Genomic DNA, 23,820 nt, shown 5'->3' on the forward strand with positions numbered 1-23,820 from the left:
CGTGGGAACGATCTCGTCCCTGAAGCAAAAGTTGGAAGGCTTCTTGCAATACCGCCTTCAGGACGCCTCTCGGCGTCAAAAGTTTGCTTCAAGGTGACGAGGAATACCGGTGGATCGCTCTAATATGTTCAACACAGCCCGTGGCACTCTGACGGACCTCTCGCGAGGCAATCTGGGTGTGCCGTTGTTGCTGTTGGTCATGCTGGCAATGATGATGTTGCCGATGCCGCCGTTCCTGCTGGACGTGTTCTTCACCTTCAACATTGCCCTGTCTATCGTCGTGCTGCTGGTTTGCGTGTACGCGCTGCGGCCTTTGGACTTTGCGGTCTTCCCCACCATTTTGCTGGTTGCCACGCTGCTGCGCCTGGCCCTTAACGTGGCCTCCACGCGGGTGGTGATGCTGCACGGCCAGGACGGCCACGCCGCCGCCGGCAAGGTGATCCAGGCCTTCGGCGAGGTGGTGATCGGCGGTAACTACGTGGTCGGTATCGTGGTGTTCGCGATCCTGATGATCATCAACTTCGTGGTGGTGACCAAGGGCGCCGGGCGGATTTCCGAGGTCAGCGCGCGTTTTACCCTCGACGCCATGCCCGGCAAGCAAATGGCGATCGACGCCGACCTCAACGCCGGCCTGATCGACCAGAACCAGGCCAAGGCCCGCCGCTCGGAAGTGGCCCAGGAAGCCGAGTTCTATGGCTCCATGGACGGTGCCAGCAAGTTCGTGCGGGGCGACGCCATCGCCGGCCTGTTGATCCTGTTTATCAACCTGATCGGCGGCATGGCGGTCGGTATCTTCCAGCACGGCATGACCTTTGGCGATGCGGGCAAGGTTTACGCCCTGTTGACCATTGGTGACGGTTTGGTGGCGCAATTGCCATCACTGTTGTTATCGACAGCTGCGGCGATCATGGTCACCCGTGCGTCCGGCTCCGAAGACATGGGCAAGCAGATCAACCGCCAGATGTTCGCCTCACCCAAGGCCCTGGCCGTGGCGGCCGGCATCATGGCGATCATGGGCATTGTGCCGGGCATGCCGCATTTCTCGTTCCTGACCATGGCCGCGCTGGCCGCCGGCGGGGCGTACCTGTTCTGGAAAAAGCAGAACACCATCAAGGTCCAGGCCTTGAAAGAGGTGGAGCGCCAGCAAGACCTGCTGCCGTCGCCGGCCCGCGCCCAGGAAACCAAGGAGTTGGGCTGGGATGACGTGACCCCCATCGACATGATCGGCCTGGAAGTCGGCTACCGCCTGATCCCCCTGGTGGACCGCAACCAGGGCGGCCAGTTGCTGGCGCGGATCAAGGGCGTGCGCAAGAAGCTGTCCCAGGACCTGGGCTTTTTGATGCCCACCGTACATATCCGCGACAACCTCGACCTGGCCCCCAGTGCCTACCGCCTGACGCTGATGGGCGTGACCCTGGCCGAAGCCGAGATCTACCCCGACCGCGAACTGGCGATCAACCCCGGCCAGGTCTTCGGCACCCTCAGCGGCATAACCGCCAAAGATCCGGCTTTTGGCCTGGACGCGGTGTGGATCGAAGTCAGCCAGCGCAGCCAGGCGCAGTCCCTGGGCTACACCGTGGTCGATGCCAGCACGGTGGTGGCGACCCACCTCAACCAGATTCTGTACAAGCACTCCCACGAGTTGATTGGCCACGAAGAAGTCCAGCAACTCATGCAATTGCTGGCCAAGGCCTCGCCAAAGCTGGCCGAAGAGCTGGTGCCGGGGGTGTTGTCGCTGTCGCAACTGCTCAAGGTGCTGCAAGCGCTGTTGGCCGAACAGGTACCGGTGCGGGACATTCGCAGCATTGCCGAGGCTATCGCCAACAATGCCGCCAAGAGTCAAGATACTGCCGCGCTGGTGGCTGCGGTGCGCGTCGGCTTGTCGCGCGCCATCGTCCAAAGCATTGTAGGGCTTGACTCTGAGCTGCCTGTGATCACCTTGGAACCAAGGTTGGAACAAATATTGCTCAATAGTATCCAGAAGGCAGGGCAGGGCCAGGAAGAGGGCGTCCTGCTGGAGCCAAGCATGGCTGAAAAGCTGCAGCGTTCGTTGATTGACGCCGCACAGCGCCAGGAAATGCAGGGCCAACCGGTGATTCTGCTGGTGGCAGGCCCCGTCCGGGCGATGTTGTCGCGGTTTGGACGCCTGGCAGTACCGAATTTGCACGTTTTGGCTTACCAGGAAATTCCTGACAATAAGCAAGTGACTATCGTCGCGACAGTAGGGCCCAACGGCTGAGGTAGTGGGTTATGCAAGTAAAGCGTTTTTTCGCCGCCGATATGCGTCAGGCCATGAAGCTGGTTCGTGATGAACTGGGCGCCGACGCGGCTATTATCGGTAACCGTCGCATTGCCGGCGGTGTCGAGCTGACGGCTGCCCTGGATTACAAACCCCAGGCCTTGGCGCCGCGCGTGCCGAACATGGAACTCGAAGACGAGTTGCGCAAGACCGCCTCGCGTATTGTCTCGGCCCAGGCCGAGCTGAGCATGCGTGGCGACAGCGATGCGACCACCAATCGCCAATTGTTTGCCGGCCTGCCGCTGACGGCGGCCGAGCCACTCGTCGAACCGACTTTTGTCGAGCCGCCACGTCCCGCCGCGCCAGCACCGGCCGCTGCGGTCGACCAGCGCGTGTTCGACTCGATGCGTTTTGAACTCAATGGCCTGCGTGAACTGTTGGAAGTGCAGTTGGGCTCTTTGGCCTGGAACCAGTTGCAAGGCAGCAAGCCGCAACAGGCCAACCTCTGGCGCCGCCTGCAACGCATCGGCCTGTCCGGCCCGTTGTCGCGCGACTTGCTGGAACTGACCACCGGCATAGAAGAGCCTCGCCAGGCCTGGCGCATGTTGCTGGCGCACCTGGCGCGCATGATCCAGACCCCGGAAATCGAACCCCTTGAAGAAGGTGGCGTGATTGCCATGGTCGGCCCTGCCGGCATGGGCAAGACCACCACCCTGGCCAAGCTGGCCGCCCGTTATGTCCTCAAGTACGGCGCCCATAACATTGCGCTGGTGAGCATGGACAGCTACCGCATCGGTGCCCAGGAACAGCTCAAGACCCTGGGCCGGATCCTCAATGTGCCGGTGACCCACGTCGACCCGGGCCAGTCCCTGGCCAACGCCCTCGACCCGCTGCTGCGCAAGCGCGTGGTGCTGATCGATACCGCCGGCCTGCAAGCCAGCGACCCGGCGTTGCGCATGCAACTGGAAAGCCTGGCCGGGCGCGGGATCAAGTCGAAAAATTACCTGGTACTTGCAACAACCAGCCAGAAACAGGTTCTGACTGCTGCGTACCACAGCTACAAACGTTGTGGGCTGGCCGGTTGCATCCTGACTAAGCTGGATGAAACCGCAAGCCTGGGCGAAGTGTTGAGCCTTGCCATCAGCCATGAATTACCGGTCGCCTACCTGACCGACGGGCCGCGGATCCCGGATGACTTGCATCTGCCGCGCCGTCATCAGTTGGTCAGCCGCGCGGTCAGTGTGCAAATGCAGGACGAACCCAGTGAAGAGGCGATGGCGGATATGTTCGCCGACCTCTATCACAACCCAGCCAAGCGGGTCGGCTGAACGGCAACATGCAACACAGTGCAATGTACCTACATCGATGGTCTGCTACCGCGGCCACCCTATGTAGCCTGCGGCTAAGCAAGACAAGGTAAAGAAAGAACATGGGCAGCATGCATCCCGTACAGGTGATCGCGGTGACCGGCGGCAAAGGTGGCGTCGGGAAAACTAACGTGTCAGTGAATTTGTCCCTGGCCCTGGCAGAGCTTGGCCGCCGCGTCATGCTGCTGGATGCCGACCTGGGCCTGGCGAACGTTGACGTTCTGCTGGGACTGACGCCCAAACATACCCTGGCCGATGTCATTGAAGGCCGCTGTGAGCTGCGCGACGTGCTGTTGCAGGGGCCTGGGGGAATTCGCATCGTCCCGGCCGCCTCCGGCACCCAGAGCATGGTGCATCTGAGCCCGGCGCAGCACGCCGGCCTGATCCAGGCCTTCAGTGATATCGGCGACAACCTCGACGTGCTGGTGATCGACACTGCCGCCGGGATCGGCGAGTCCGTGGTCAGCTTCGTGCGCGCCGCGCAAGAAGTATTGCTGGTGGTCTGCGACGAGCCCACCTCGATCACCGACGCCTACGCCCTGATCAAACTGCTCAACCGCGACTACGGCATGAACCGCTTCCGCGTGCTGGCCAACATGGCCCAGAGCCCGCAAGAAGGGCGCAACCTGTTCGCCAAGTTGACCAAGGTCACGGATCGCTTCCTCGATGTCGCCTTACAATACGTCGGCGCAGTTCCCTATGACGAGTGTGTGCGCAAGGCTGTGCAAAAGCAGCGTGCAGTCTATGAAGCGTTCCCTCGTTCGAAATGCGCGTTGGCGTTCAAGGCAATTGCTCAGAAGGTCGATACCTGGCCACTGCCCGCCAATCCCCGGGGGCATCTGGAGTTTTTCGTCGAGCGATTGGTGCATCAGACGAGTGCGGGACCGGTGCTATGACAGCCAGCGGCTACAACCTTTACAAAAAATCAGCGCGTGACAGCCAGGGCGAATTGATCGAGCGCTATGCGCCCCTGGTCAAGCGCATTGCCTACCACCTGCTGGCACGCCTGCCCGCCAGTGTCCAGGTCGAAGACCTGATCCAGGCGGGGATGATCGGCCTGCTCGAAGTGTCGACCAAGTACGACGCGAGCAAGGGTGCGAGTTTCGAGACGTATGCGGGTATCCGTATCCGTGGCGCGATGCTCGATGAAGTGCGTAAAGGTGATTGGGCGCCGCGTTCGGTCCACCGCAATACCCGGATGGTGAGTGACTCAATTCGCTCAATTGAAGCAAAAACCGGTCGCGACGCTAAAGATCACGAAGTTGCGGCCGAACTCCAATTGAGTCTCGACGATTACTACGGGATTTTGAACGATACCTTGGGCAGCCGCCTGTTCAGTTTCGACGACCTGCTGCAGGACGGCGAACATGAAGGGCTGCACGAGGATGGCGCGAGCGCTCACCAGGAGCCTTCACGCGACCTGGAAGATGAACGCTTCCAGGGCGCCCTGGCAGAGGCGATTGCCAATCTGCCGGAACGTGAGCGGCTGGTGTTGGCGCTGTACTACGACGAAGAGCTGAACCTCAAGGAAATCGGTGAGGTCCTGGGGGTCAGCGAATCGCGGGTCAGCCAGCTACATAGCCAATGCGCGGCCCGCTTGCGGGGGCGTTTGGGAGAGTGGCGAGCGCGCTGACAGGCAGTGTGGGGACAGTGCGAACGATAACCGCCACGGCGCAAGCCTGGCGGGAGCGGCCCGTGATGTGCCCCAGCAGTCCTTTTTGTGTAATGCCTGTTGAATGATATGGCGCGCCCAGGTGCTGGACGCGTTTAAGACTGCTTGGAGGTCGAATTGGACAAGAACATGAAAATCCTCATCGTTGATGACTTCTCAACGATGCGGCGGATCATAAAAAACCTGTTGCGTGACCTTGGGTTCACTAACACGGTCGAGGCGGATGACGGCATTACGGCGATTCCGATCCTCAACAGCGGGAGCATCGACTTTCTGGTAACCGACTGGAACATGCCTGGCATGACCGGTATCGATCTGCTGCGCCACGTGCGCGCTGATGAAAAGCTGCGCAGCCTGCCTGTGCTGATGGTGACCGCTGAAGCCAAGCGTGAACAGATCATCGAAGCCGCCCAGGCCGGGGTCAACGGCTACGTGGTCAAGCCATTCACTGCACTGGCCTTGAAAGAGAAGATTGAAAAAATCTTCGAACGCATCGGTCATTGATGCTGCCACGGGGGAGCTATGGAGCATAAAGAATCATCGCAGGCCGACTTTGAGTCGACCCTGAAAAAACATGCTCACCAACTCGTCGAAAGCCTGGAAAAAGGCCAGTTCGGCGACGCAGTGCAGTTGATCCATGAGCTCAACCAGACCCGCGACCGCGGCCTGTATCAGGAAGTGGGCAAGCTCACCCGTGAGTTGCACAGTGCGATCGTCAATTTCCAGATCGACCCGCACATGCCCCAGGCCGAGGAAATCTCGCAGATCACCGATGCCACCGAACGCCTGTCCTATGTGGTCAGGCTGACTGAGGCGGCAGCCAATCGCACCATGGACCTGGTGGAAAACGCCACGCCCCTGGTGAACGGCATGGCCAATGAGGCCAAGGCGTTGAGCGCTGATTGGGGTCGCTTCATGCGGCGCGAAGTGGGTGCTGAAGAATTTCGCGAGCTGGCGCGCCGGGTCGAGGGTTTCCTGTCACGCAGCGAGCAGGAAAACCGCACGGTTTCCAGCAACCTCAATGACATCCTGCTGGCCCAGGACTACCAGGACCTGACCGGCCAGGTGATCAAGCGCGTGACCCTGCTGGTCACCGAAGTGGAAAGCAACCTGCTCAAACTGGTGCTGATGGCCGGTCAGGTCGACCGTTTTGCCGGCATCGAACACGACCGCGAAGCGATCCTCTCGGAAAAAGATCCACAAAAACACCTCGCCAAGGGTGAAGGTCCGCAGATTCATGCCGATAAACGTGAAGACGTTATGTCAGGTCAAGATGACGTAGACGATTTGCTGTCCAGTTTAGGCTTCTAAGGAGCACGCAATATGAGCTTCGGCGCCGATGAAGAAATCCTTCAGGATTTCCTTGTAGAGGCCGGCGAAATTCTAGAGCAGTTGTCCGAGCAACTGGTCGAGCTGGAAAGCCGACCGGATGATGCGAACCTGCTCAATGCAATTTTTCGCGGTTTTCACACTGTAAAAGGGGGCGCCGGCTTCCTCCAGCTCCATGAGCTGGTGGAGTGCTGCCACATCGCCGAAAACGTGTTCGACATCCTGCGCAAGGGTGAGCGTCACGTTGATTCGGAATTGATGGACGTGATCCTCGAAGCCCTGGACGCGGTCAACGGCATGTTCAATGAAGTGCGCGAACGCGCACCGATTACGGCTGCCACCCCTGAACTGCTGGCCGCCCTGGCGCGCCTGGCAGAGCCTGCCGCTGTATCTGCCGCCCCGGTGGTTGAGGCGGCGCCTGAGCCGGTGGCTGAGCCCGACGTTACCGACAGCGAATTCGAACAACTGCTGGACTCCCTCAATGCCGTCAAGGCCGAGGCACAAGCACCGGCAGCGGCTGCGCCGGCCATGGTGCCGACCAGCGAAGACATCACCGACGCCGAGTTCGAGTCATTGCTCGACCAGTTGCACGGCAAGGGCCAGTTCGCCCCGGACGCCGTGGCAGCCACACCGGCGCCTGTGGAGCCGGCAGCGCCAGCGGCCAGCACCGACATTACCGACGACGAATTTGAAGCACTGCTGGATCAGTTGCACGGCAAAGGCTCGTTTGCCGCCGATGCCCTGCCGGCAGTCGCTGCGGCGGTTGCACCTGCCGCTGCCACGCCTGCTGCTGCGGCACCGGCGGCGGATGGCCTGATCACCGACCATGAATTTGAATCCCTGCTCGACGAATTGCACGGCAAGGGCAAGTTCTCCGAAGTAGCGCCTGGCGCCGCAGCCACCGCGACCGCCACCGCAGCGGTGGCCAAGCCGGCACCCGCTGCCGCCAAGGCTGCTGCACCGGCTGCGGCCCGTGCCGCCGCCCCGGCGCCAGCCCGCGCGCCGGCAGCTGCCGAGAAAGCCCCGGCCAGTGAAGCCGAAACCACCGTGCGGGTCGATACCGCGCGCCTGGACGACATCATGAACATGGTCGGCGAACTGGTGCTGGTGCGTAACCGCCTGGTGCGCCTGGGCCTGAACAGCGGCGACGAAGCCATGCAAAAGGCCGTGTCGAACCTCGACGTGGTCACTGCCGACCTGCAGACCGCGGTGATGAAGACGCGCATGCAGCCGATCAAGAAGGTTTTCGGGCGCTTCCCGCGCCTGGTCCGTGACTTGGCCCGGCAGTTGAAGAAAGAGATCGCCCTGGAACTGGTGGGCGAAGAAACCGACCTCGACAAAAACCTTGTCGAGGCCCTGGCCGACCCGCTGGTCCACTTGGTGCGCAACGCGGTCGACCACGGTGTGGAAACCCCCGAAGAGCGCGAAGCCAGCGGCAAGCCGCGCCTGGGCAAAGTGATCCTGGCCGCCGAACAGGAAGGCGACCATATCCTGCTGTCGATCACCGATGACGGCAAAGGCATGGACTCCAATATCCTGCGCGGTATCGCGGTCAAGCGCGGCGTCATGGACAAGGACGCCGCCGACCGCCTCACCGACACTGAGTGCTACAACCTGATTTTTGCCCCGGGCTTCTCGACCAAGACCGAGATTTCCGACGTGTCCGGCCGTGGCGTGGGCATGGACGTGGTGAAGACCAAGATCAGCCAGCTCAACGGCTCGATCAATATCTACTCGACCAAGGGCCAGGGCTCGAAGATCGTCATCAAGGTGCCGTTGACCCTGGCGATCATGCCGACCCTGATGGTGATGCTGGGCAACCAGGCGTTCGCCTTCCCGCTGGTCAACGTCAACGAGATCTTCCACCTCGACCTGTCGCGCACCAATGTGGTCGATGGCCAGGAAGTGGTGATTGTGCGGGACAAGGCCCTGCCGCTGTTCTACCTCAAGCGTTGGCTGGTGGCGTCCGCCGCTCATGAAGAGCAGCGCGAAGGCCACGTGGTGATCCTGTCCGTGGGCACCCAGCGTATCGGCTTTGTCGTCGATCAACTGGTTGGCCAGGAAGAAGTGGTCATCAAGCCATTGGGCAAGATGCTGCAAGGAACGCCAGGCATGTCGGGTGCGACCATTACCGGTGACGGTCGGATCGCGCTGATTCTCGATGTTCCGAGCATGCTCAAGCGTTACGCCGCACGGCGTATTTGATTCGGCCCGGGCAGGGCGGTTGTCCCTCGCCCGGCCTAACGGAGTGGTTATGGTAGTCAAGGTTCTGGTGGTGGACGATTCGGGTTTCTTCCGCCGCCGCGTCTCGGAAATTCTTTCAGCGGATTCCAACATCCAGGTGGTCGGAACGGCCACCAACGGCAAAGAGGCGATTGATCAGGCCCTGGCATTGAAGCCGGACGTGATCACCATGGACTACGAGATGCCGATGATGGATGGCATCACCGCCGTGCGCCACATCATGCAGCGTTGCCCGACCCCGGTCTTGATGTTCTCGTCGCTGACCCACGAAGGCGCCCGGGTGACACTCGACGCGCTGGACGCTGGCGCCGTGGACTTCCTGCCGAAGAATTTCGAAGACATCTCGCGCAACCCGGAAAAGGTCAAGCAGATGCTCTGCGAGAAGGTGCACAGCATCTCGCGCAGCAACCGCAGCAGCTTCCGCGCGCCGGTGGCTCCCGCCCCGGTAGCGGCGCCGGCACCGACCAGCAGCAGTTTCGGGCGCCCGGCCCCAGCCCCGGTGGCAAGGCCTGCCGTGGCCCCGGCGCGTACAGCGGCGCCGAGTCCGGCCTCGCCTGCGCCCAAGCGCAAGGCCTACAAACTGGTGGCGATCGGGACCTCCACCGGCGGCCCGGTGGCCTTGCAGCGGGTCTTGACCCAGTTGCCGGCCAACTTCCCCGCGCCCATCGTGCTCATCCAGCACATGCCCGCCGCATTCACCAAGGCCTTTGCCGAGCGCCTGGACAAGCTGTGCCGCATCAGCGTCAAGGAAGCCGAAGACGGCGACATTCTGCGTCCGGGCCTGGCGTTGCTGGCCCCAGGTGGCAAGCAAATGATGGTCGACGGTCGCGGCGCGGTGAAAATCCTGCCGGGTGACGAGCGTCTGAACTACAAGCCGTGCGTGGATATCACCTTCGGTTCGGCGGCCAAGTCCTACGGCGACAAAGTTCTGGCGGTGGTCCTCACCGGCATGGGCGCCGACGGTCGCGAAGGCGCACGCCTGCTCAAGCAGGGCGGCAGCTCGATCTGGGCCCAGGATGAAGCCAGCTGCGTGATCTATGGCATGCCCATGGCCATCGTCAAGGCCGACCTGGCCGACGCGGTCTACAGCCTGGATGACATCGGCAAGCATCTGGTGGAGGCCTGTCACTGATGGATGTGTTGAGCCTGGTTGGGATTCTTCTGGCGTTTGTCGCCATTATTGGCGGCAACTACCTGGAAGGCGGCCATCTTGGCGCCCTGGCCAATGGTCCGGCAGCGTTGATCGTGATCGGCGGCACCGTCGGCGCGGCGCTTTTGCAGTCGCCCCTGAGCTCGTTCAAGCGGGCGATGCAGATCCTGGTGTGGATCATTTTCCCGCCGCGCGTGGATTTGGCCGGCGGCATCGACCGCGTGGTCAACTGGAGCCTTACCGCGCGCAAGGAAGGCCTGCTGGGCCTTGAAGGCGTGGCCGATGCCGAGCCCGACAGCTACGCGCGCAAAGGCCTGCAACTGCTGGTCGACGGCGCGGAGCCGGAAGCCATCCGCAGCATCCTTGAAGTGGACTTCTACACCCAGGAAAGCCGTGATATCAACGCGGCCAAAGTCTTTGAAAGCATGGGCGGCTACGCGCCGACCATCGGCATCATCGGTGCGGTGATGGGCTTGATCCATGTGATGGGCAACCTGGCCGACCCCTCGCAACTGGGCAGCGGCATCGCCGTGGCGTTCGTCGCCACCATCTATGGTGTGGCCAGTGCCAACCTATTGCTGCTACCGATTGCCAGCAAGCTCAAATCCATTGCCATGCGCCAGTCCCGTTACCGGGAAATGCTGCTCGAAGGCATCCTGTCGATTGCCGAGGGCGAGAACCCGCGGTCCATCGAATTGAAGCTCCAGGGCTTCATGGATTGATGGGGGGTATTGCCTGTGAGCCGTCGCCGCCGCGAGCCTGAAGAGCACGTCAACCATGAACGCTGGCTGGTGTCCTACGCCGACTTCATCACCTTGCTGTTCGCCTTTTTCGTGGTGATGTACTCCATTTCCTCGATCAACGAAGGCAAGTACAAGGTCATCTCCGAAGCCCTGGTAGGGGTATTTACCGACTCGGACCGGGCGCTCAAGCCAATCCCCATTGGCGACGAGCGGCCCAAGACCACCACCCCGGCCAAACCGTTGGTCAAGGACAGCGACGAGACCGACGCCGGCATCAGTGGCGGCAGCGACCCGCTCAAGAGCATCGCCGACGATATCAGCGCGGCGTTTGGCGACCTGATCAGCTCCAACCAGATGACTATTCGCGGCAACGAGCTGTGGGTGGAGATCGAGCTCAACTCCAGCCTGCTGTTTGCCAGTGCCGACGCGCTGCCCAGCGATATTGCCTTCAGCATCATCGACAAGGTGGCGGCCATCTTGAAGCCCTTCGACAACCCGATCCACGTCGAAGGCTTTACCGATGACCAGCCGATCCATACCGCGCAATTTCCCACCAATTGGGAGTTGTCGTCGGCGCGCTCGGCGAGCATCGTGCGCATGCTGGCCATGCAGGGGGTCAACCCTGGGCGCCTGGCGTCGGTGGGCTATGGCGAATTCCAGCCGGTGGCCAATAATGCGACGGCCGAAGGCCGCGCGCGCAATCGGCGGGTGGTGTTGGTGGTGTCGCGCAACCTCGATGTGCGGCGCAGCCTGACCGCCACCGGTGCGGCCAATGCACAACCTGATGCAGCAATGAAGCGGGCTGGCACACAAACTGCACCGACGCCCGTAAAGCCGCCGGAACGCGGGAGTGCCGTCAATTCTCCGTCACCGGCTCTATAACCTCGTGCTATTTCTCGGTCGAGCCAGTGCCTGCCGGGAGGAACAATCCGAATGAGAGTCTGGGCAGTTGCCAATCAAAAAGGTGGGGTCGGCAAGACCACCACCTCCATCGCCTTAGCCGGCCTGCTGGCCGAGGCGGGCAAGCGCGTGGTCATTGTCGACCTGGATCCCCACGGCTCGATGACCAGTTATTTCGGCTACGACCCGGATGCGCTGGAACACAGCTGCTTCGACCTGTTCCTGCACAAGGGCAGCGTCCCCACAGGCTTGCCCGGGCAACTGCTGTTGCCCACCAGCAACGAGAAGATTTCCCTGTTGCCCTCCAGCACCGCCCTGGCCACCCTCGAGCGCCAGTCGCCGGGGCAAAGTGGCCTGGGCCTGGTGATCGCCAAGAGCCTGGCGCAACTGTGGCAGGACTTCGACTACGCCATCATCGACAGCCCGCCATTGCTCGGCGTGCTGATGGTCAATGCCCTGGCGGCCAGCCAGCAACTGGTGATCCCGGTGCAAACCGAGCACCTGGCGGTCAAGGGCCTGGAGCGCATGGTCAGCACCCTGACCATGATCAACCGTTCGCGCAAACAGGCGTTGCCGTTCAGCATCGTGCCGACCCTGTTTGACCGTCGCACCCAGGCCTCCCTCGGCACCCTGCGCGTACTGCGCGATGCCTACCCCGAAACCATCTGGCAAGGCTATATCCCGGTGGACACGCGCCTGCGTGACGCCAGCCGCGCCGGCCTCGCGCCCTCGCAATTCGATGGCAAGAGCCGTGGCGTGCTGGCGTACCGCGCCTTGCTCAAGCATCTGCTGGCCCAGCAACTTGTGGCGCAGGTGGCATGAAATGACCAACTCTCTAGTTGCGTGGCTTGCCCGCGATGGGTTTTGCCTGATCTCACGGACTTTTGATTCAAGTCCGCGTGCGGGCAGGCCGATAACCTTTGAATACACGGTCAACGGTGCGTGCGCGTGGGCATACAGATGAGTCGTCCTGTCGATATCAAGACCCGGCCGCAACTGGCGCTGCAGTCCTACCTGGATGCACTGCTGCAGGATGCGACCGAGGAGCTGCTGCCCGAGCCGATCCTGGTGCTGGATGAAGTGCTGGCGGTGCCTGTGGTCGAGGCTGAGGCTGGCCTGGACGAGTTTCAACTGGCGGTCCTCGAAGAGCAGGCCCGTGATGCGTTGGTGGTGCCGGTCGTTGCCCCGGTCGTGCAAGCGCCTGCACCCTTGGCGCTGGTGCCGCCGTTGGCCGAAGTGCATCGACCGCCGAGCATTACCCCGCCACCGGTGGAAACCGATGGCCGGCCAGCGTGGGCGGCCGAGTCGTTCGAATGCCTGCTGTTCGATGTGGCCGGGTTGACGCTGGCGGTGCCGCTGGTGTGCCTGGGGTCGATCTACTCCCTGGAGGGCCAGGAATTGACGCCGTTGTTCGGCCAGCCGGAGTGGTTCCTCGGGATCCTGCCGAGCCAGGCCGGCAACCTCAAGGTGCTGGATACCGCGCGCTGGGTGATGCCCGACCGCTATCGCGATGATTTTCGCCAGGGCCTGCAATACGTGATCTCGGTGCAGGGCTACGAATGGGGGCTGGCGGTACATCAAGTCAGCCGTTCGCTGCGCCTGGACCCCAACGAAATCAAATGGCGCAGCCACCGTGGCCAGCGGCCATGGCTGGCGGGCACCGTGATCGAACACATGTGCGCGCTGCTGGATGTCGCCGAATTGGCGGAGCTGATTGCCAGCGGTGCGGTAAAAGATCTGCCAGGTAACAAACGTACTTGATAAGAGGCGCAGCGCCACGGTGCTGCCAAAGAAGAACACACGCCGTTATCAACGGTATTTGAAGGGGTCAGGGGTATGAACAAGTCGTCAGCGTCCGCACAGGGTTTGGATGATCCGATTCTGCAATGGGTGACCTTCAAACTGGACAACGAGTCCTACGGCATCAACGTGATGCGCGTGCAGGAAGTGCTGCGCTACACCGAAATCGCGCCAGTGCCGGGTGCGCCGAGCTACGTGCTGGGCATCATCAACCTGCGCGGCAACGTCGTGACCGTGATCGACACCCGCCAGCGCTTTGGCCTGATGCCGACTGAAGTCAACGACAACACGCGGATCGTCATCATCGAGGCCGACAAGCAAGTGGTCGGGATCATGGTCGACAGCGTGGCCGAGGTGGTTTACCTGCGCCAGTCGGAAGTCGAGACGGCGCCGAATGTCGGCAACGAAGAATCGGCCAAGTTTATCCAGGGCGTGTGCAACAAGAACGGCGAGCTGCTGATTCTGGTTGAGCTGGACAAGATGATGAGTGAAGAAGAGTGGTCGGACCTGGAGAACATCTGATTGATGCTTGAGGTAGCGGTAATCGTCCTGGCCCTGCTGTGGGTCGGGACCGTGGTGGTGCTGTTGCGCCATATGCGCCAGCAACGCGAATCGGCCCTGCAACAGGCCGAGCGCGACGCCGTGCGCGACCAGCGCCTGCGCGAGATGGCCAAGCGCGTGGACAACTACCAGCAAAGCGCGGTGCGGGTAGGGGAGGACGTGCACGAACTGCGCTCGATCGTTGCACCGTTGCCAGACAAGCTGTCGGCGCTGGAACAGCGCGACCCGGCCAACCTGTCCTTTGCCCAGGCGGCCAAGCTGGTGGGCATGGGCGCCACGGTGGACGAACTGACCCAATCCTGCGGCCTGACCCAGGCCGAGGCACAGTTGATGAGCAAATTGCACAAAAGCTGAGCCTGTACCGATTCAAATGTGGGAGCGGGCTTGCTCGCGAAAGCGGTGGATCAGCCAATACATATACCGACTGACCCGCCGCCATCGCTGGCAAGCCAGCTCCTACACTTGTTTTTTGTCGCCCCGCTGCCAGTGCCCACCGCAATTCCCATGTGGGAGCGGGCTTGCCCGCGATAGCGGTGTGTCAGCCAAGGCAGTAGCGACTGGTCCACCGTTATCGCAGGCAAGCCAGCTCCTACACTTGTTTTTTGTTGCCCCCACTTCCAGCGTCTGGCGCAGTTCCCATGTAGGAGCGGGCTTGCCCGCGATGGCGGTGTGTCAGCCAATACATGTACCGACTGACCCACCGCTTTCACGAGCAAGCCCGCTCCCACATTTTTTGATCTGTGTGCATCCCTGAAACGTCAGTAATCATCCCCGCGCGCCGTCACATCCCGCTCCACCGGCTCGGCATTGGGGTCATACCCCGCCGGGAATTTGCCTTTGAGCGTCCAGGCAAACGCAATAATCTCGGCGATGGTGCGGTACAACTCTTCGGGGATGCTGTCGCCCAGTTCCATGCGCGCCAGTAATTTCACCAGTTCGGCATTTTCATAAATCGGGACTTCATGTTCCCGCGCCAATTTCAGGATGGCTTCGGCCAGGGCGTCGTCACCTTTGGCGGTCAGGGCGGGGGCGGCTTTGCCGTCGTATTTGAGGGCGATGGCCTGGCGCGGTGGGTTGGGGTTCTTCATGCGGTTTCATCCACCCAGCGTTGTTCCAGCCCGGTCTTCGGCCCACGGGGTGGGGTGCCGAGGTGGCAGTCGAGGTCGCCGACGTTGAGGCCCGATGACACCAGGCGTTCGCGCAGGCTGCCCAGGTGGCTTTCGATCAGGCTGGCGGTGAACGGGCGGGTGGCCCACAACTGGCTGGACAGTTTGCCCTGGCTCAATTGCGCCTGGACCTGCAACGGGCCCAGGGGCTCCATGTCGAAGGCCAGCTCCACGCGCCACAGCATCTTTTTCGCATCGCGTTCGATCTTGCGCTCCGGCTCGTCCTTGTCCGGCGGCGGTTCTTCGCGCTGGAACTTGACCTGCAGCGGCACGATGTCTTGCAAGGTGCGCATGGGGATTTCCAGTTGCCAGGTGGTTTGCAGGCGGCCATCGGCGGTGGTGCCGCTTTGTTCCAGGCTCGACAGTTGATGGCTCTGCAAGCGTGAGATGGCGCCGGCGGCCAGGCGCAACAGGTTTTCCAGGCTGTTTTCACCGTCCAGGCGCTGCAGCAGGCGCTCCGGTAACGGGAAGCCGCCCGGTGCGGTGCGGGCGCCCACTTGGCCGAGGGTGCCCAGCGGGCTGCGGACAAAGCTGGGCAGCATCTGCGCCAGGGTATTGGCGGCCAGGATTGCATTGAGGTTGGTGCTGGCGGGCAGGGCGGGTAGCAATTCGTTGACCAGGCGCAGCAGGCTGCCCTTCATATCCAGCGGCGGCACTTGCGGGTTTTGCCCGGCCAGCAGCTTGGCTTCGAGGAATACGCCGCTGTTGTACAGCAGTTGTGCCAGCACCTTGGGATTGCTGACCTGCGCCACATCCGGCAGCCCGGCCTGCAAGCGGTCGACGGCGGCGCGCAACGGCGCCGAGGTGTCATCGGGCAGGTTCTTCAAGGCATTGAACAGGCCTTCCAGCGAGCCCTGGCGGCTTTGCTGGGCGGCCAGTTGCTGGCTGACCGCCAGTTGATCGCGCAGCCCGCTCAGGGGCACGAAATCCAGGGTCTGCGCGCCTTGCACCACGGCACTCAACAAGCTGGCGACGCGTAGCGGCTGCGGGCTTTCCAGGGTCAGGGTGGTGCCACTCAGGGCGCTATTGAGCACCGACACCAGCGAGCGGTACAGCGCCGGCTGCCCGGCGCCCTGGGGTAGCATCTGCGAGGTCAGCACCTTGGCTTGCAGCAAGCTGCCCACCGGCAATTGAGTGGTGTCGATGCGGGTCAGGGCCGCGACATTGGCGCTGAGCGCCTGTTGCAGGCTGATCGCCAGGTCGCCCGACGCCGTCTGGCTCACCGCCACGTTGCTGCCCAGGGGCAGCGGCTGGCTGCTGGCGGCCTGCACCAGGGTTTGCCGGCCACCTTCGAGGGTCAGCTTGAGCAATAGCTGAAAGGCTTCACCGCCTTGCTTGAGCGCCAGCACCTCGGCGTTCACGGTTTTTCCGGCGTCGATCAACCCTGCCTGAGGCTCCAGCAGTTTCAGCAGTTCACCCACCGCAGGCGCAGGCCTGGGCCCGGTGGCCGGGGCTGGGGGCAGGGTTGGAAGGTTGATGTCACCGGTCATCGTGGCCGCCGTCTCAAGGAAATTGCCCTCTTTAGAGTAGGGCATCGCATGTATAATGCCGCCCGTCTGCAAAGAGCGTGTCAAAAACATCACAACTGATTGATCCAGCTCTCTAAAACAGGCCGCCAATGCAGTTATTGTGCATCTCTTTAACGGCCGTTCCGCCGCCGACTTGAACCGTAAAGGCCCGCGATCTTGTGACCAGTCCACTACTTGAAGCCGTTGCGCTTGCCTGTGAGCGAGACCTGCGGATGCTGTTCGAACACCTCGAACTGCGTCTGGCGGGCGGCGATATGGTGCAGATCAGTGGGCCCAACGGCAGCGGCAAGACCAGTTTGCTGCGCCTGCTGGCCGGGTTGATGCAGCCGACGGCAGGCCAGGTGCGCCTTAACGGCAAGCCACTGCACGAACAACGCACGGAGCTGGCGCGCAACCTGGTGTGGATCGGCCACGCCGCCGGGATCAAGGATGTGCTGACGGCCGAAGAAAACCTCAGTTGGCTCAGCGCCCTGCATCATCCGGCCCCGCGCGCATCTATCTGGCAGGCCCTGGCCGCCGTGGGCCTCAAGGGCTTCGAAGACGTCCCCTGTCATACCCTGTCAGCCGGCCAGCAGCGCCGGGTGGCCCTGGCCCGCCTGTACCTGGAGGGCCCGCCGCTGTGGATCCTCGACGAACCCTTCACGGCCCTCGACAAACAGGGCGTGGCGCAACTCGAAGAACACCTGGCCCGGCATTGCGAGCAAGGCGGCATGGTGGTCCTCACCACCCACCACACCTTGACCCGTATGCCTGCCGGTTACCGCGACCTGGACTTGGGCCGGTGGTCGGTATGAGTGTGTTTGCCCTGTTGGTCGCCCGCGAAGCCCGCTTGCTGTGTCGCCGCCCGGCTGAGTTGGCCAACCCGCTGGTGTTCTTCGCGATTGTCATCGCGTTGTTCCCTTTGGCGGTCGGCCCCGAGACTAAACTGTTGCAAACCTTGTCTCCGGGACTGGTGTGGGTCGCGGCACTTTTGTCCGTCCTGCTCTCGCTGGACGGGCTGTTTCGCAGTGATTTCGAAGATGGTTCCCTTGAACAGTGGGTCCTTTCGTCGCACCCCCTGCCTCTTCTGGTACTGGCCAAGGTACTGGCACACTGGGCCTTCTCCGGCCTGGCGCTGGTCCTGCTCGCGCCGCTGCTGGCGATGATGTTGGGACTGCCTTCCGAATGCCTGCCCGTATTGCTGGCCTCGTTGTTGCTTGGCACCCCGGTGCTGAGCCTGCTGGGGGCGGTGGGTGCGGCACTGACCGTGGGCCTGAAACGTGGGGGGCTGTTGCTGGCCTTGCTGATTTTGCCTTTGTATATCCCGGTGTTGATCCTGGGCAGCGGCGCCTTGCAGGCCGCGCTCATGGGAATGCCGGCGACCGGTTACCTCTTGTGGCTTGGCAGCCTGACCGCCCTGGCGGTAACCCTGACACCCTTTGCTATAGCGGCCGGCCTGAAAATCAGCGTCGGCGAATAATGAGGTCTGACCCGGTGTTTTCACTGCGTCAGTAAAGACCCTAAGCTTCTTGCAACGACAAGAAGCAACCGTGATGGAAACAGCAATGAACTGGACCTGGTTTCACAAGCTCGGCTCGCCCAAGTGGTTCTATGGCATCAGCGGCAAAATGCTGCCCTGGCTCGCCGTCGCCGCCTTCCTGCTGATCGGTATCGGCCTGGTCTGGGGCCTGGCCTTCGCTCCGCCCGACTACCAGCAGGGCAACAGCTTTCGCATCATTTATATCCACGTGCCCGCCGCGCTGCTGGCCCAGTCCTGCTACGTGATGCTGGCGGTGTGCGGCATTGTCGGGCTGGTGTGGAAGATGAAGCTGGCCGACGTCGCCCTGCAATGCGCGGCGCCCATCGGTGCGTGGATGACGGCGGTTGCACTGCTGACCGGGGCGATCTGGGGCAAGCCGACCTGGGGCTCGTGGTGGGTCTGGGATGCGCGACTAACGTCCATGTTGATCCTGCTGTTTCTGTACTTCGGGCTGATTGCCCTGGGCAACGCGATCAGCAATCGTGACAGCGCGGCCAAGGCCTGCGCGGTGCTGGCGATTGTCGGCGTGATCAATATCCCGATCATCAAGTATTCGGTGGAGTGGTGGAACACCCTGCATCAGGGCGCCACTTTCACCCTCACCGAAAAACCGGCGATGCCCGTGGAAATGTGGGCGCCGCTGCTGCTGATGGTCCTGGGCTTCTACTGCTTCTTCGGGGCGGTGCTGCTGATGCGCATGCGCCTCGAAGTGCTCAAGCGTGAGGCCCGTACCAGTTGGGTCAAGGTCGAAGTGCAAAACAGCCTGGGAGCCCGTGGATGAGTTTCGCCTCTTTCAGTGATTTTCTCGCCATGGGCCACCACGGCCTGTACGTCTGGACCGCCTATGGCATCAGCCTGGCCGTCCTGGCCCTCAACGTCGTTGCGCCGATCCTGGCCCGCAAGCGTTACCTGCAACAAGAGGCGCGTCGTCTGCGCCGGGAGACCGATAAGTGAATCCGCTGCGTAGAAAGCGTCTGTTGATCATCCTTGCCATCCTGGTGGGCGTCGGCATTGCCGTGGGCCTGGCCTTGAGCGCCTTGCAGCAGAACATCAACCTGTTCTATACCCCGACCCAGATCGCCAATGGCGAGGCGCCGCAAGACACGCGGATCCGCGCCGGTGGCATGGTCGAGGCCGGCTCCCTGAAGCGCTCCGGCGACTCCCTGGACGTGACTTTCGTGGTTACCGACTTCAACAAATCCGTGACCATCTCCTACCGCGGCATCCTCCCGGACCTGTTTCGCGAAGGGCAGGGCATCGTGGCCCTGGGCAAGATCAACGCCCAGGGCGTGGTGGTAGCCGATGAAGTGCTGGCCAAGCACGATGAAAAATACATGCCGCCGGAAGTGACCAAGGCCCTCAAAGACAGCGGCCAATCCGCGCCAACCCCAGCCAAGGAGGGTTAAGCGATGACCTCTACATTGTTTATTCCCGAGTTGGGCCAGTTGGCGATGATCCTCGCCCTGTGCTTTGCCATCGTCCAGGCCGTCGTCCCGCTGCTGGGCGCCTGGCGCGGCGACCGGCTGTGGATGAGCCTGGCGCAACCCGCCGCCTGGGGCCAGTTCGCGTTCCTGGCGTTCGCCTTCGGTTGCCTGACCTATGCCTTCATGACCGACGACTTTTCCGTCGCCTATGTGGCCAGTAACTCCAACAGCGCCTTGCCCTGGTACTACAAGTTCAGCGCCGTGTGGGGTGCCCACGAAGGCTCCCTGCTGTTGTGGGCGCTGATCCTTGGCGGCTGGACCTTTGCCGTGTCGGTGTTCTCCCGGCAGTTGCCGCAAGTCATGCTGGCGCGGGTACTGGCGGTGATGGGCATGATCAGCATCGGCTTTTTGCTGTTCCTGATCATGACCTCCAACCCGTTCGAGCGGATCCTGCCGCAGATTCCCATGGACGGTCGCGACCTCAACCCGTTGCTGCAGGATATCGGCCTGATCGTCCACCCGCCGATGCTCTACATGGGCTATGTGGGCTTCTCCGTGGCCTTCGCCTTTGCCATCGCCGCCTTGCTCGGCGGGCGCCTCGACGCGGCCTGGGCGCGCTGGTCGCGGCCCTGGACCATCGTCGCCTGGGCCTTCCTCGGCATCGGCATCACCCTGGGCTCGTGGTGGGCCTACTACGAACTCGGCTGGGGCGGCTGGTGGTTCTGGGACCCGGTGGAAAACGCCTCCTTCATGCCCTGGCTGGTGGGCACGGCACTGATCCACTCCCTGGCCGTCACCGAAAAACGCGGCGTGTTCAAGAGCTGGACCGTGTTGCTGGCCATTGCCGCCTTCTCCCTGAGCCTGCTGGGCACGTTCCTCGTGCGTTCCGGCGTGCTGACCTCGGTGCACGCATTCGCTGCCGACCCTGAGCGCGGCGTGTTTATCCTGATCTTCCTGCTCTGCGTGGTGGGCGGCTCGCTGACCCTGTTCGCCCTGCGCGCACCGGTGGTCAAGAGCCACGTGGGCTTCAACCTGTGGTCGCGGGAAACCCTGCTGCTGGGCAACAACCTGGTGTTGATCGTTGCTGCCTCGATGATCCTGCTGGGTACCCTGTACCCCCTGGTACTCGATGCCCTGACCGGCGCCAAGCTGTCGGTCGGCCCGCCGTACTTCAACGCATTGTTCATCCCGCTGATGGGCCTGTTGATGGTGGTGATGGCCATTGGCGTGCTGGTGCGCTGGAAAGACACCCCGGTCAAATGGCTGCTGGGCATGTTGATCCCAGTGCTGCTGGGCAGTGCCGCCTTGTCGGTGATTGCCGGGATTGCCTACGGCGACTTCAACTGGGCAGTGCTCGCCACCTTCATGCTCGCGGCCTGGGTGTTGCTGGCCGGCGTGCGCGATATCTTCGACAAGACCCGGCACAAGGGCCTGATCAAGGGCCTGCCAACCCTGACCCGCAGTTACTGGGGCATGCAGATCGCGCACATCGGCATCGCCGTGTGCGCCCTGGGCGTGGTGTTGTCCAGCCAGAACAGCGCCGAGCGCGACCTGCGCCTGGCCCCTGGCGAGTCCATGGACCTGGCCGGCTACCAGTTCGTCTTTGAAGGCGCCAAGCACTTCGAAGGGCCGAATTTCACCTCCGACAAAGGCACCGTGCGTGTGCTGCGCAACGGCAAGCAGGTTTCCGTGCTGCACCCGGAAAAACGCCTGTACACCGTACAAAGCTCGATGATGACCGAAGCCGGGATCGACGCCGGGTTCACCCGTGACCTGTATGTGGCCCTGGGCGAACCCCTGGGCGAGGGTGCCTGGGCCGTGCGGGTCCACGTCAAGCCGTTTGTGCGCTGGATCTGGTTCGGCGGCCTGCTGACCGGTTTTGGCGGATTGCTGGCAGCGATGGACCGGCGTTACCGGGTCAAGGTCAAGAGCCGGGTGCGTGAAGCCCTCGGCATGCAGGGAGCAGCGGTATGAAGCGTTGGTTGATGGTATTGCCGCTGGCGCTGTTTCTGCTGGTCGCGGTGTTTTTGTATCGCGGCCTGTATCTGGACCCGGCCGAGCTGCCGTCGGCGATGATCGGCAAGCCGTTCCCGGCGTTCTCGCTGCCCACGGTGCAGGGCGATAAAACCCTGACCCAGGCAGACCTGATTGGCAAACCGGCCCTGGTCAACGTGTGGGCCACCTGGTGCATCTCGTGCCGCGTAGAGCATCCGGTGCTCAACAAGCTGGCCGAGAACGGCGTGGTGATCTACGGCATCAACTACAAGGACGACAATGCGGCGGCCCTGAAGTGGCTCGCGGAGTTCCACAACCCGTACCAGTTGGACGTGCGTGATGAAGACGGCAACCTGGGCTTGAACCTCGGCGTCTACGGTGCCCCGGAAACCTTCTTTATCGACGCCAAGGGTGTGATCCGCGACAAGTTCGTCGGGGTGATCGACGAAGTGGTCTGGCGCGAACAACTGGCGGCCAAGTACCAGGCCCTGGTGGATGAGGCCAAGCCATGAAGCGCTGGTTGACCGCCGCAGTACTGGCCCTGGGCCTGGTGGGCGTGGCCCATGCCGCCATCGACACCTATGAATTTGCCCGCGATGGCGACCGCGAGCGTTTTCGCGAGCTGACCAAGGAGCTGCGCTGCCCCAAGTGCCAGAACCAGGACATCGCCGATTCCAACGCGCCGATTGCCGCCGACCTGCGCAAGGAAATCTTCCGCATGCTGGGTGAGGGCAAGGACAACCAGCAGATCATCGACTTCATGGTCGATCGCTACGGTGATTTTGTCCGCTACAAGCCGGCGCTGACCGGCAAGACCGCCTTGCTCTGGTTTGGCCCCGCTGCCCTGTTGCTGGGTGGCCTGGTGGTCATGGCCGTGATCGTCCGCCGTCGCCGTGCGGCGCCTACCGATGGTTCTGATGCGCTATCTGCCCAAGAGCGCCAACGCCTCGACCAACTGCTGGACAAAAAAACTGATGATTGATTTCTGGCTCGCAGCTGGCCTGCTGCTCCTGGTTGCCTTGAGTTTCCTGCTGATCCCGGTGTTGCGCGTACGTCGCGCCCAGCGTGAAGAAGACCGCACCGCGCTGAACGTCGCGCTGTATCAGGAACGTGTCGCCGAACTGCAAACCCAACAAAGCGAAGGCGTGCTCAACGCCGCGCAGCTTGATACCGGCCGCGCCGAAGCCGCCCGTGAATTGCTGGCCGATACCGAAGGCGTGGAAAAGCCCCGCGAATCGCGCCTGGGCAAGCCGCTGCCGTTACTGGCCGCGGTGCTGGTGCCGGTGTTGGGCCTGGGGCTGTACCTGCATTACGGGGCCATCGATAAGGTTGAACTGACCCGCGAATTCGCCCAGCCGCCGGTGTCCCTTGCCGACATGACCCAGCGCCTGGAACGGGCGGCGGCAGCGCAACCGGATTCGGCTGAGGGCCTGTACTTCCTGGGGCGCGCCTACATGGCCCAGGATCGTTCGGCGGATGCGGCCAAGGTCTTCGAGCGCGCCGTGGCCCTGGCTGGCCGCCAGCCGGAATTGCTCGGGCAGTGGGCCCAGGCGCAGTACTTTGCCAACAACAAACAATGGTCGCCGCAGCTTCAGGCCTTGACCGACGAAGCGCTGAAGCTCGATCCGAAAGAAGTCACCAGCCTCGGCCTGCTGGGCATCGCCGCCTTTGAAGGGCAGCGTTACCAGGAAGCCATCGACTACTGGAATCGTCTGTTGGCCTTGTTGCCGGAGAAAGACAACTCCCGCGCAGCGCTGCAAGGCGGCATCGACCGTGCGGCCGAGAAGTTGAAAGAGGGCGGCGCTGCCGTCGCGCCAACGGCCAAGACCGCCGTGATGAAAGTGCGCGTGGACCTGGCGGCCGACGTCAAAGCCCGCGCCCTGCCGACTGACAGCGTATTCATCTTCGCCCGCGCCGTTTCCGGTCCGCCGGCGCCACTGGCCGCCAAGCGCGTGACCGTGGCCGACCTGCCGGTGACCGTCGAACTGGGCGATGCCGATGCGATGATGCCGCAGTTGAAACTGTCCAACTTTCCCGAAGTCCAACTGGTTGCGCGCATCTCACGGGCCGGTCAACCGACTGCCGGCGAGTGGATCGGCCGCAGTCAACCCCTGGCCAGCAGCACCACCGCGACCCAGCAGTTGACCATCGACAGTCCGGATAAATAATTTCGAGGAAATCC

Annotated in this window: 25 protein-coding genes; 23 read left to right on the forward strand and 2 right to left on the reverse strand. The window is 62.5% G+C overall.

Annotated elements, in window-relative coordinates:
• Window positions 1-124: 124 nt before the first annotated feature.
• From flhA to HBO12_RS15730, 14 genes are all read left to right on the forward strand, one after another.
• A complete protein-coding gene (flhA, locus tag HBO12_RS15665) occupies window positions 125-2,239 on the forward strand; it encodes a flagellar biosynthesis protein FlhA (RefSeq protein ID WP_169955943.1) in 2,115 nt (704 codons plus the stop codon).
• Between the two features lie 11 nt (window positions 2,240-2,250).
• Window positions 2,251-3,567 (forward strand): flagellar biosynthesis protein FlhF, encoded by a 1,317-nt coding sequence (gene flhF, locus HBO12_RS15670; protein WP_029292553.1) that lies wholly within the window; start codon window positions 2,251-2,253, stop codon window positions 3,565-3,567.
• A 101-nt stretch (window positions 3,568-3,668) separates the two neighbouring features.
• Complete coding sequence (gene fleN, locus HBO12_RS15675; RefSeq protein ID WP_003192912.1) at window positions 3,669-4,502, forward strand: flagellar synthesis regulator FleN; 834 nt, start codon at window positions 3,669-3,671, stop codon at window positions 4,500-4,502.
• Entirely contained in the window at window positions 4,499-5,239 is a 741-nt protein-coding gene (fliA, locus tag HBO12_RS15680) for an RNA polymerase sigma factor FliA (RefSeq protein WP_170042621.1), read from the forward strand. The genes fleN and fliA overlap by 4 nt, the downstream gene beginning before the upstream one ends.
• Before the next feature lie 168 nt (window positions 5,240-5,407).
• Complete coding sequence (locus HBO12_RS15685; RefSeq protein ID WP_005790040.1) at window positions 5,408-5,782, forward strand: chemotaxis response regulator CheY; 375 nt, start codon at window positions 5,408-5,410, stop codon at window positions 5,780-5,782.
• A gap of 18 nt (window positions 5,783-5,800) precedes the next feature.
• Window positions 5,801-6,589, forward strand: coding sequence for a protein phosphatase CheZ (locus HBO12_RS15690; protein WP_169955945.1), 789 nt, complete (start codon window positions 5,801-5,803; stop codon window positions 6,587-6,589).
• A 12-nt stretch (window positions 6,590-6,601) separates the two neighbouring features.
• The gene (locus HBO12_RS15695) at window positions 6,602-8,812 is read left to right on the forward strand and encodes a chemotaxis protein CheA (RefSeq protein ID WP_169955947.1); all 2,211 of its coding nucleotides are present in this window, start codon (window positions 6,602-6,604) and stop codon (window positions 8,810-8,812) included.
• Window positions 8,813-8,861: 49 nt separating this feature from the next.
• The gene (locus tag HBO12_RS15700) at window positions 8,862-9,983 is read left to right on the forward strand and encodes a protein-glutamate methylesterase/protein-glutamine glutaminase (protein WP_169955948.1); all 1,122 of its coding nucleotides are present in this window, start codon (window positions 8,862-8,864) and stop codon (window positions 9,981-9,983) included.
• A complete protein-coding gene (locus HBO12_RS15705) occupies window positions 9,983-10,723 on the forward strand; it encodes a flagellar motor protein (RefSeq protein WP_029292570.1) in 741 nt (246 codons plus the stop codon). Before HBO12_RS15700 ends, HBO12_RS15705 begins: the two co-directional genes overlap by 1 nt.
• A 15-nt stretch (window positions 10,724-10,738) precedes the next feature.
• Window positions 10,739-11,626: a flagellar motor protein MotD gene (gene motD, locus HBO12_RS15710; RefSeq protein ID WP_169955950.1), complete on the forward strand. Its 888-nt coding sequence runs from the start codon at window positions 10,739-10,741 to the stop codon at window positions 11,624-11,626.
• Between the two features lie 51 nt (window positions 11,627-11,677).
• Window positions 11,678-12,466, forward strand: a complete 789-nt coding sequence (locus tag HBO12_RS15715; protein WP_133714231.1) for a ParA family protein — start codon at window positions 11,678-11,680, stop codon at window positions 12,464-12,466.
• 138 nt (window positions 12,467-12,604) lie between these two features.
• Window positions 12,605-13,405 (forward strand): CheW domain-containing protein, encoded by an 801-nt coding sequence (locus HBO12_RS15720; protein ID WP_170042622.1) that lies wholly within the window; start codon window positions 12,605-12,607, stop codon window positions 13,403-13,405.
• Window positions 13,406-13,480: 75 nt separating this feature from the next.
• Window positions 13,481-13,966 (forward strand): chemotaxis protein CheW, encoded by a 486-nt coding sequence (locus tag HBO12_RS15725; RefSeq protein ID WP_029292578.1) that lies wholly within the window; start codon window positions 13,481-13,483, stop codon window positions 13,964-13,966.
• Entirely contained in the window at window positions 13,967-14,359 is a 393-nt protein-coding gene (locus HBO12_RS15730) for a DUF2802 domain-containing protein (RefSeq protein WP_169955954.1), read from the forward strand.
• A gap of 404 nt (window positions 14,360-14,763) precedes the next feature.
• Here HBO12_RS15730 and HBO12_RS15735 read toward each other — a convergent pair whose 3' ends face one another.
• Both HBO12_RS15735 and fliK read right to left on the reverse strand, forming a co-directional pair.
• Entirely contained in the window at window positions 14,764-15,093 is a 330-nt protein-coding gene (locus HBO12_RS15735) for an EscU/YscU/HrcU family type III secretion system export apparatus switch protein (RefSeq protein WP_057958955.1), read from the reverse strand.
• Window positions 15,090-16,661, reverse strand: coding sequence for a flagellar hook-length control protein FliK (fliK, locus tag HBO12_RS15740; protein ID WP_169955955.1), 1,572 nt, complete (start codon window positions 16,659-16,661; stop codon window positions 15,090-15,092). Before fliK ends, HBO12_RS15735 begins: the two co-directional genes overlap by 4 nt.
• 197 nt (window positions 16,662-16,858) lie before the next feature.
• Here fliK and ccmA point away from each other — a divergent pair, with 197 nt between their 5' ends.
• The 9 genes from ccmA (at window position 16,859) to ccmI (ending at window position 23,806) form a co-directional block, all read left to right on the forward strand.
• A complete protein-coding gene (ccmA, locus tag HBO12_RS15745) occupies window positions 16,859-17,494 on the forward strand; it encodes a cytochrome c biogenesis heme-transporting ATPase CcmA (protein ID WP_169955957.1) in 636 nt (211 codons plus the stop codon).
• Complete coding sequence (ccmB, locus tag HBO12_RS15750) at window positions 17,491-18,159, forward strand: heme exporter protein CcmB (protein ID WP_029292588.1); 669 nt, start codon at window positions 17,491-17,493, stop codon at window positions 18,157-18,159. The genes ccmA and ccmB overlap by 4 nt, the downstream gene beginning before the upstream one ends.
• A gap of 85 nt (window positions 18,160-18,244) precedes the next feature.
• Window positions 18,245-19,000, forward strand: coding sequence for a heme ABC transporter permease (locus HBO12_RS15755; protein WP_057438825.1), 756 nt, complete (start codon window positions 18,245-18,247; stop codon window positions 18,998-19,000).
• Window positions 18,997-19,173 carry a heme exporter protein CcmD gene (gene ccmD / locus HBO12_RS15760; RefSeq protein WP_029292593.1) on the forward strand — a complete coding sequence of 59 codons (177 nt, stop codon included), beginning with the start codon at window positions 18,997-18,999 and terminating at the stop codon, window positions 19,171-19,173. Before HBO12_RS15755 ends, ccmD begins: the two co-directional genes overlap by 4 nt.
• A complete protein-coding gene (gene ccmE / locus HBO12_RS15765; protein WP_169955959.1) occupies window positions 19,170-19,625 on the forward strand; it encodes a cytochrome c maturation protein CcmE in 456 nt (151 codons plus the stop codon). The genes ccmD and ccmE overlap by 4 nt, the downstream gene beginning before the upstream one ends.
• 3 nt (window positions 19,626-19,628) lie before the next feature.
• A complete protein-coding gene (locus HBO12_RS15770; protein ID WP_170042623.1) occupies window positions 19,629-21,617 on the forward strand; it encodes a heme lyase CcmF/NrfE family subunit in 1,989 nt (662 codons plus the stop codon).
• Window positions 21,614-22,150 carry a DsbE family thiol:disulfide interchange protein gene (locus HBO12_RS15775; RefSeq protein ID WP_169955962.1) on the forward strand — a complete coding sequence of 179 codons (537 nt, stop codon included), beginning with the start codon at window positions 21,614-21,616 and terminating at the stop codon, window positions 22,148-22,150. Before HBO12_RS15770 ends, HBO12_RS15775 begins: the two co-directional genes overlap by 4 nt.
• Window positions 22,147-22,620: a cytochrome c-type biogenesis protein gene (locus tag HBO12_RS15780; protein WP_169955964.1), complete on the forward strand. Its 474-nt coding sequence runs from the start codon at window positions 22,147-22,149 to the stop codon at window positions 22,618-22,620. Before HBO12_RS15775 ends, HBO12_RS15780 begins: the two co-directional genes overlap by 4 nt.
• Window positions 22,613-23,806 carry a c-type cytochrome biogenesis protein CcmI gene (gene ccmI / locus HBO12_RS15785; RefSeq protein WP_170042624.1) on the forward strand — a complete coding sequence of 398 codons (1,194 nt, stop codon included), beginning with the start codon at window positions 22,613-22,615 and terminating at the stop codon, window positions 23,804-23,806. Before HBO12_RS15780 ends, ccmI begins: the two co-directional genes overlap by 8 nt.
• Window positions 23,807-23,820: the final 14 nt, after the last annotated feature.

Source organism: Pseudomonas sp. WS 5059 (assembly GCF_012985525.1).
GTDB lineage: Bacteria > Pseudomonadota > Gammaproteobacteria > Pseudomonadales > Pseudomonadaceae > Aquipseudomonas.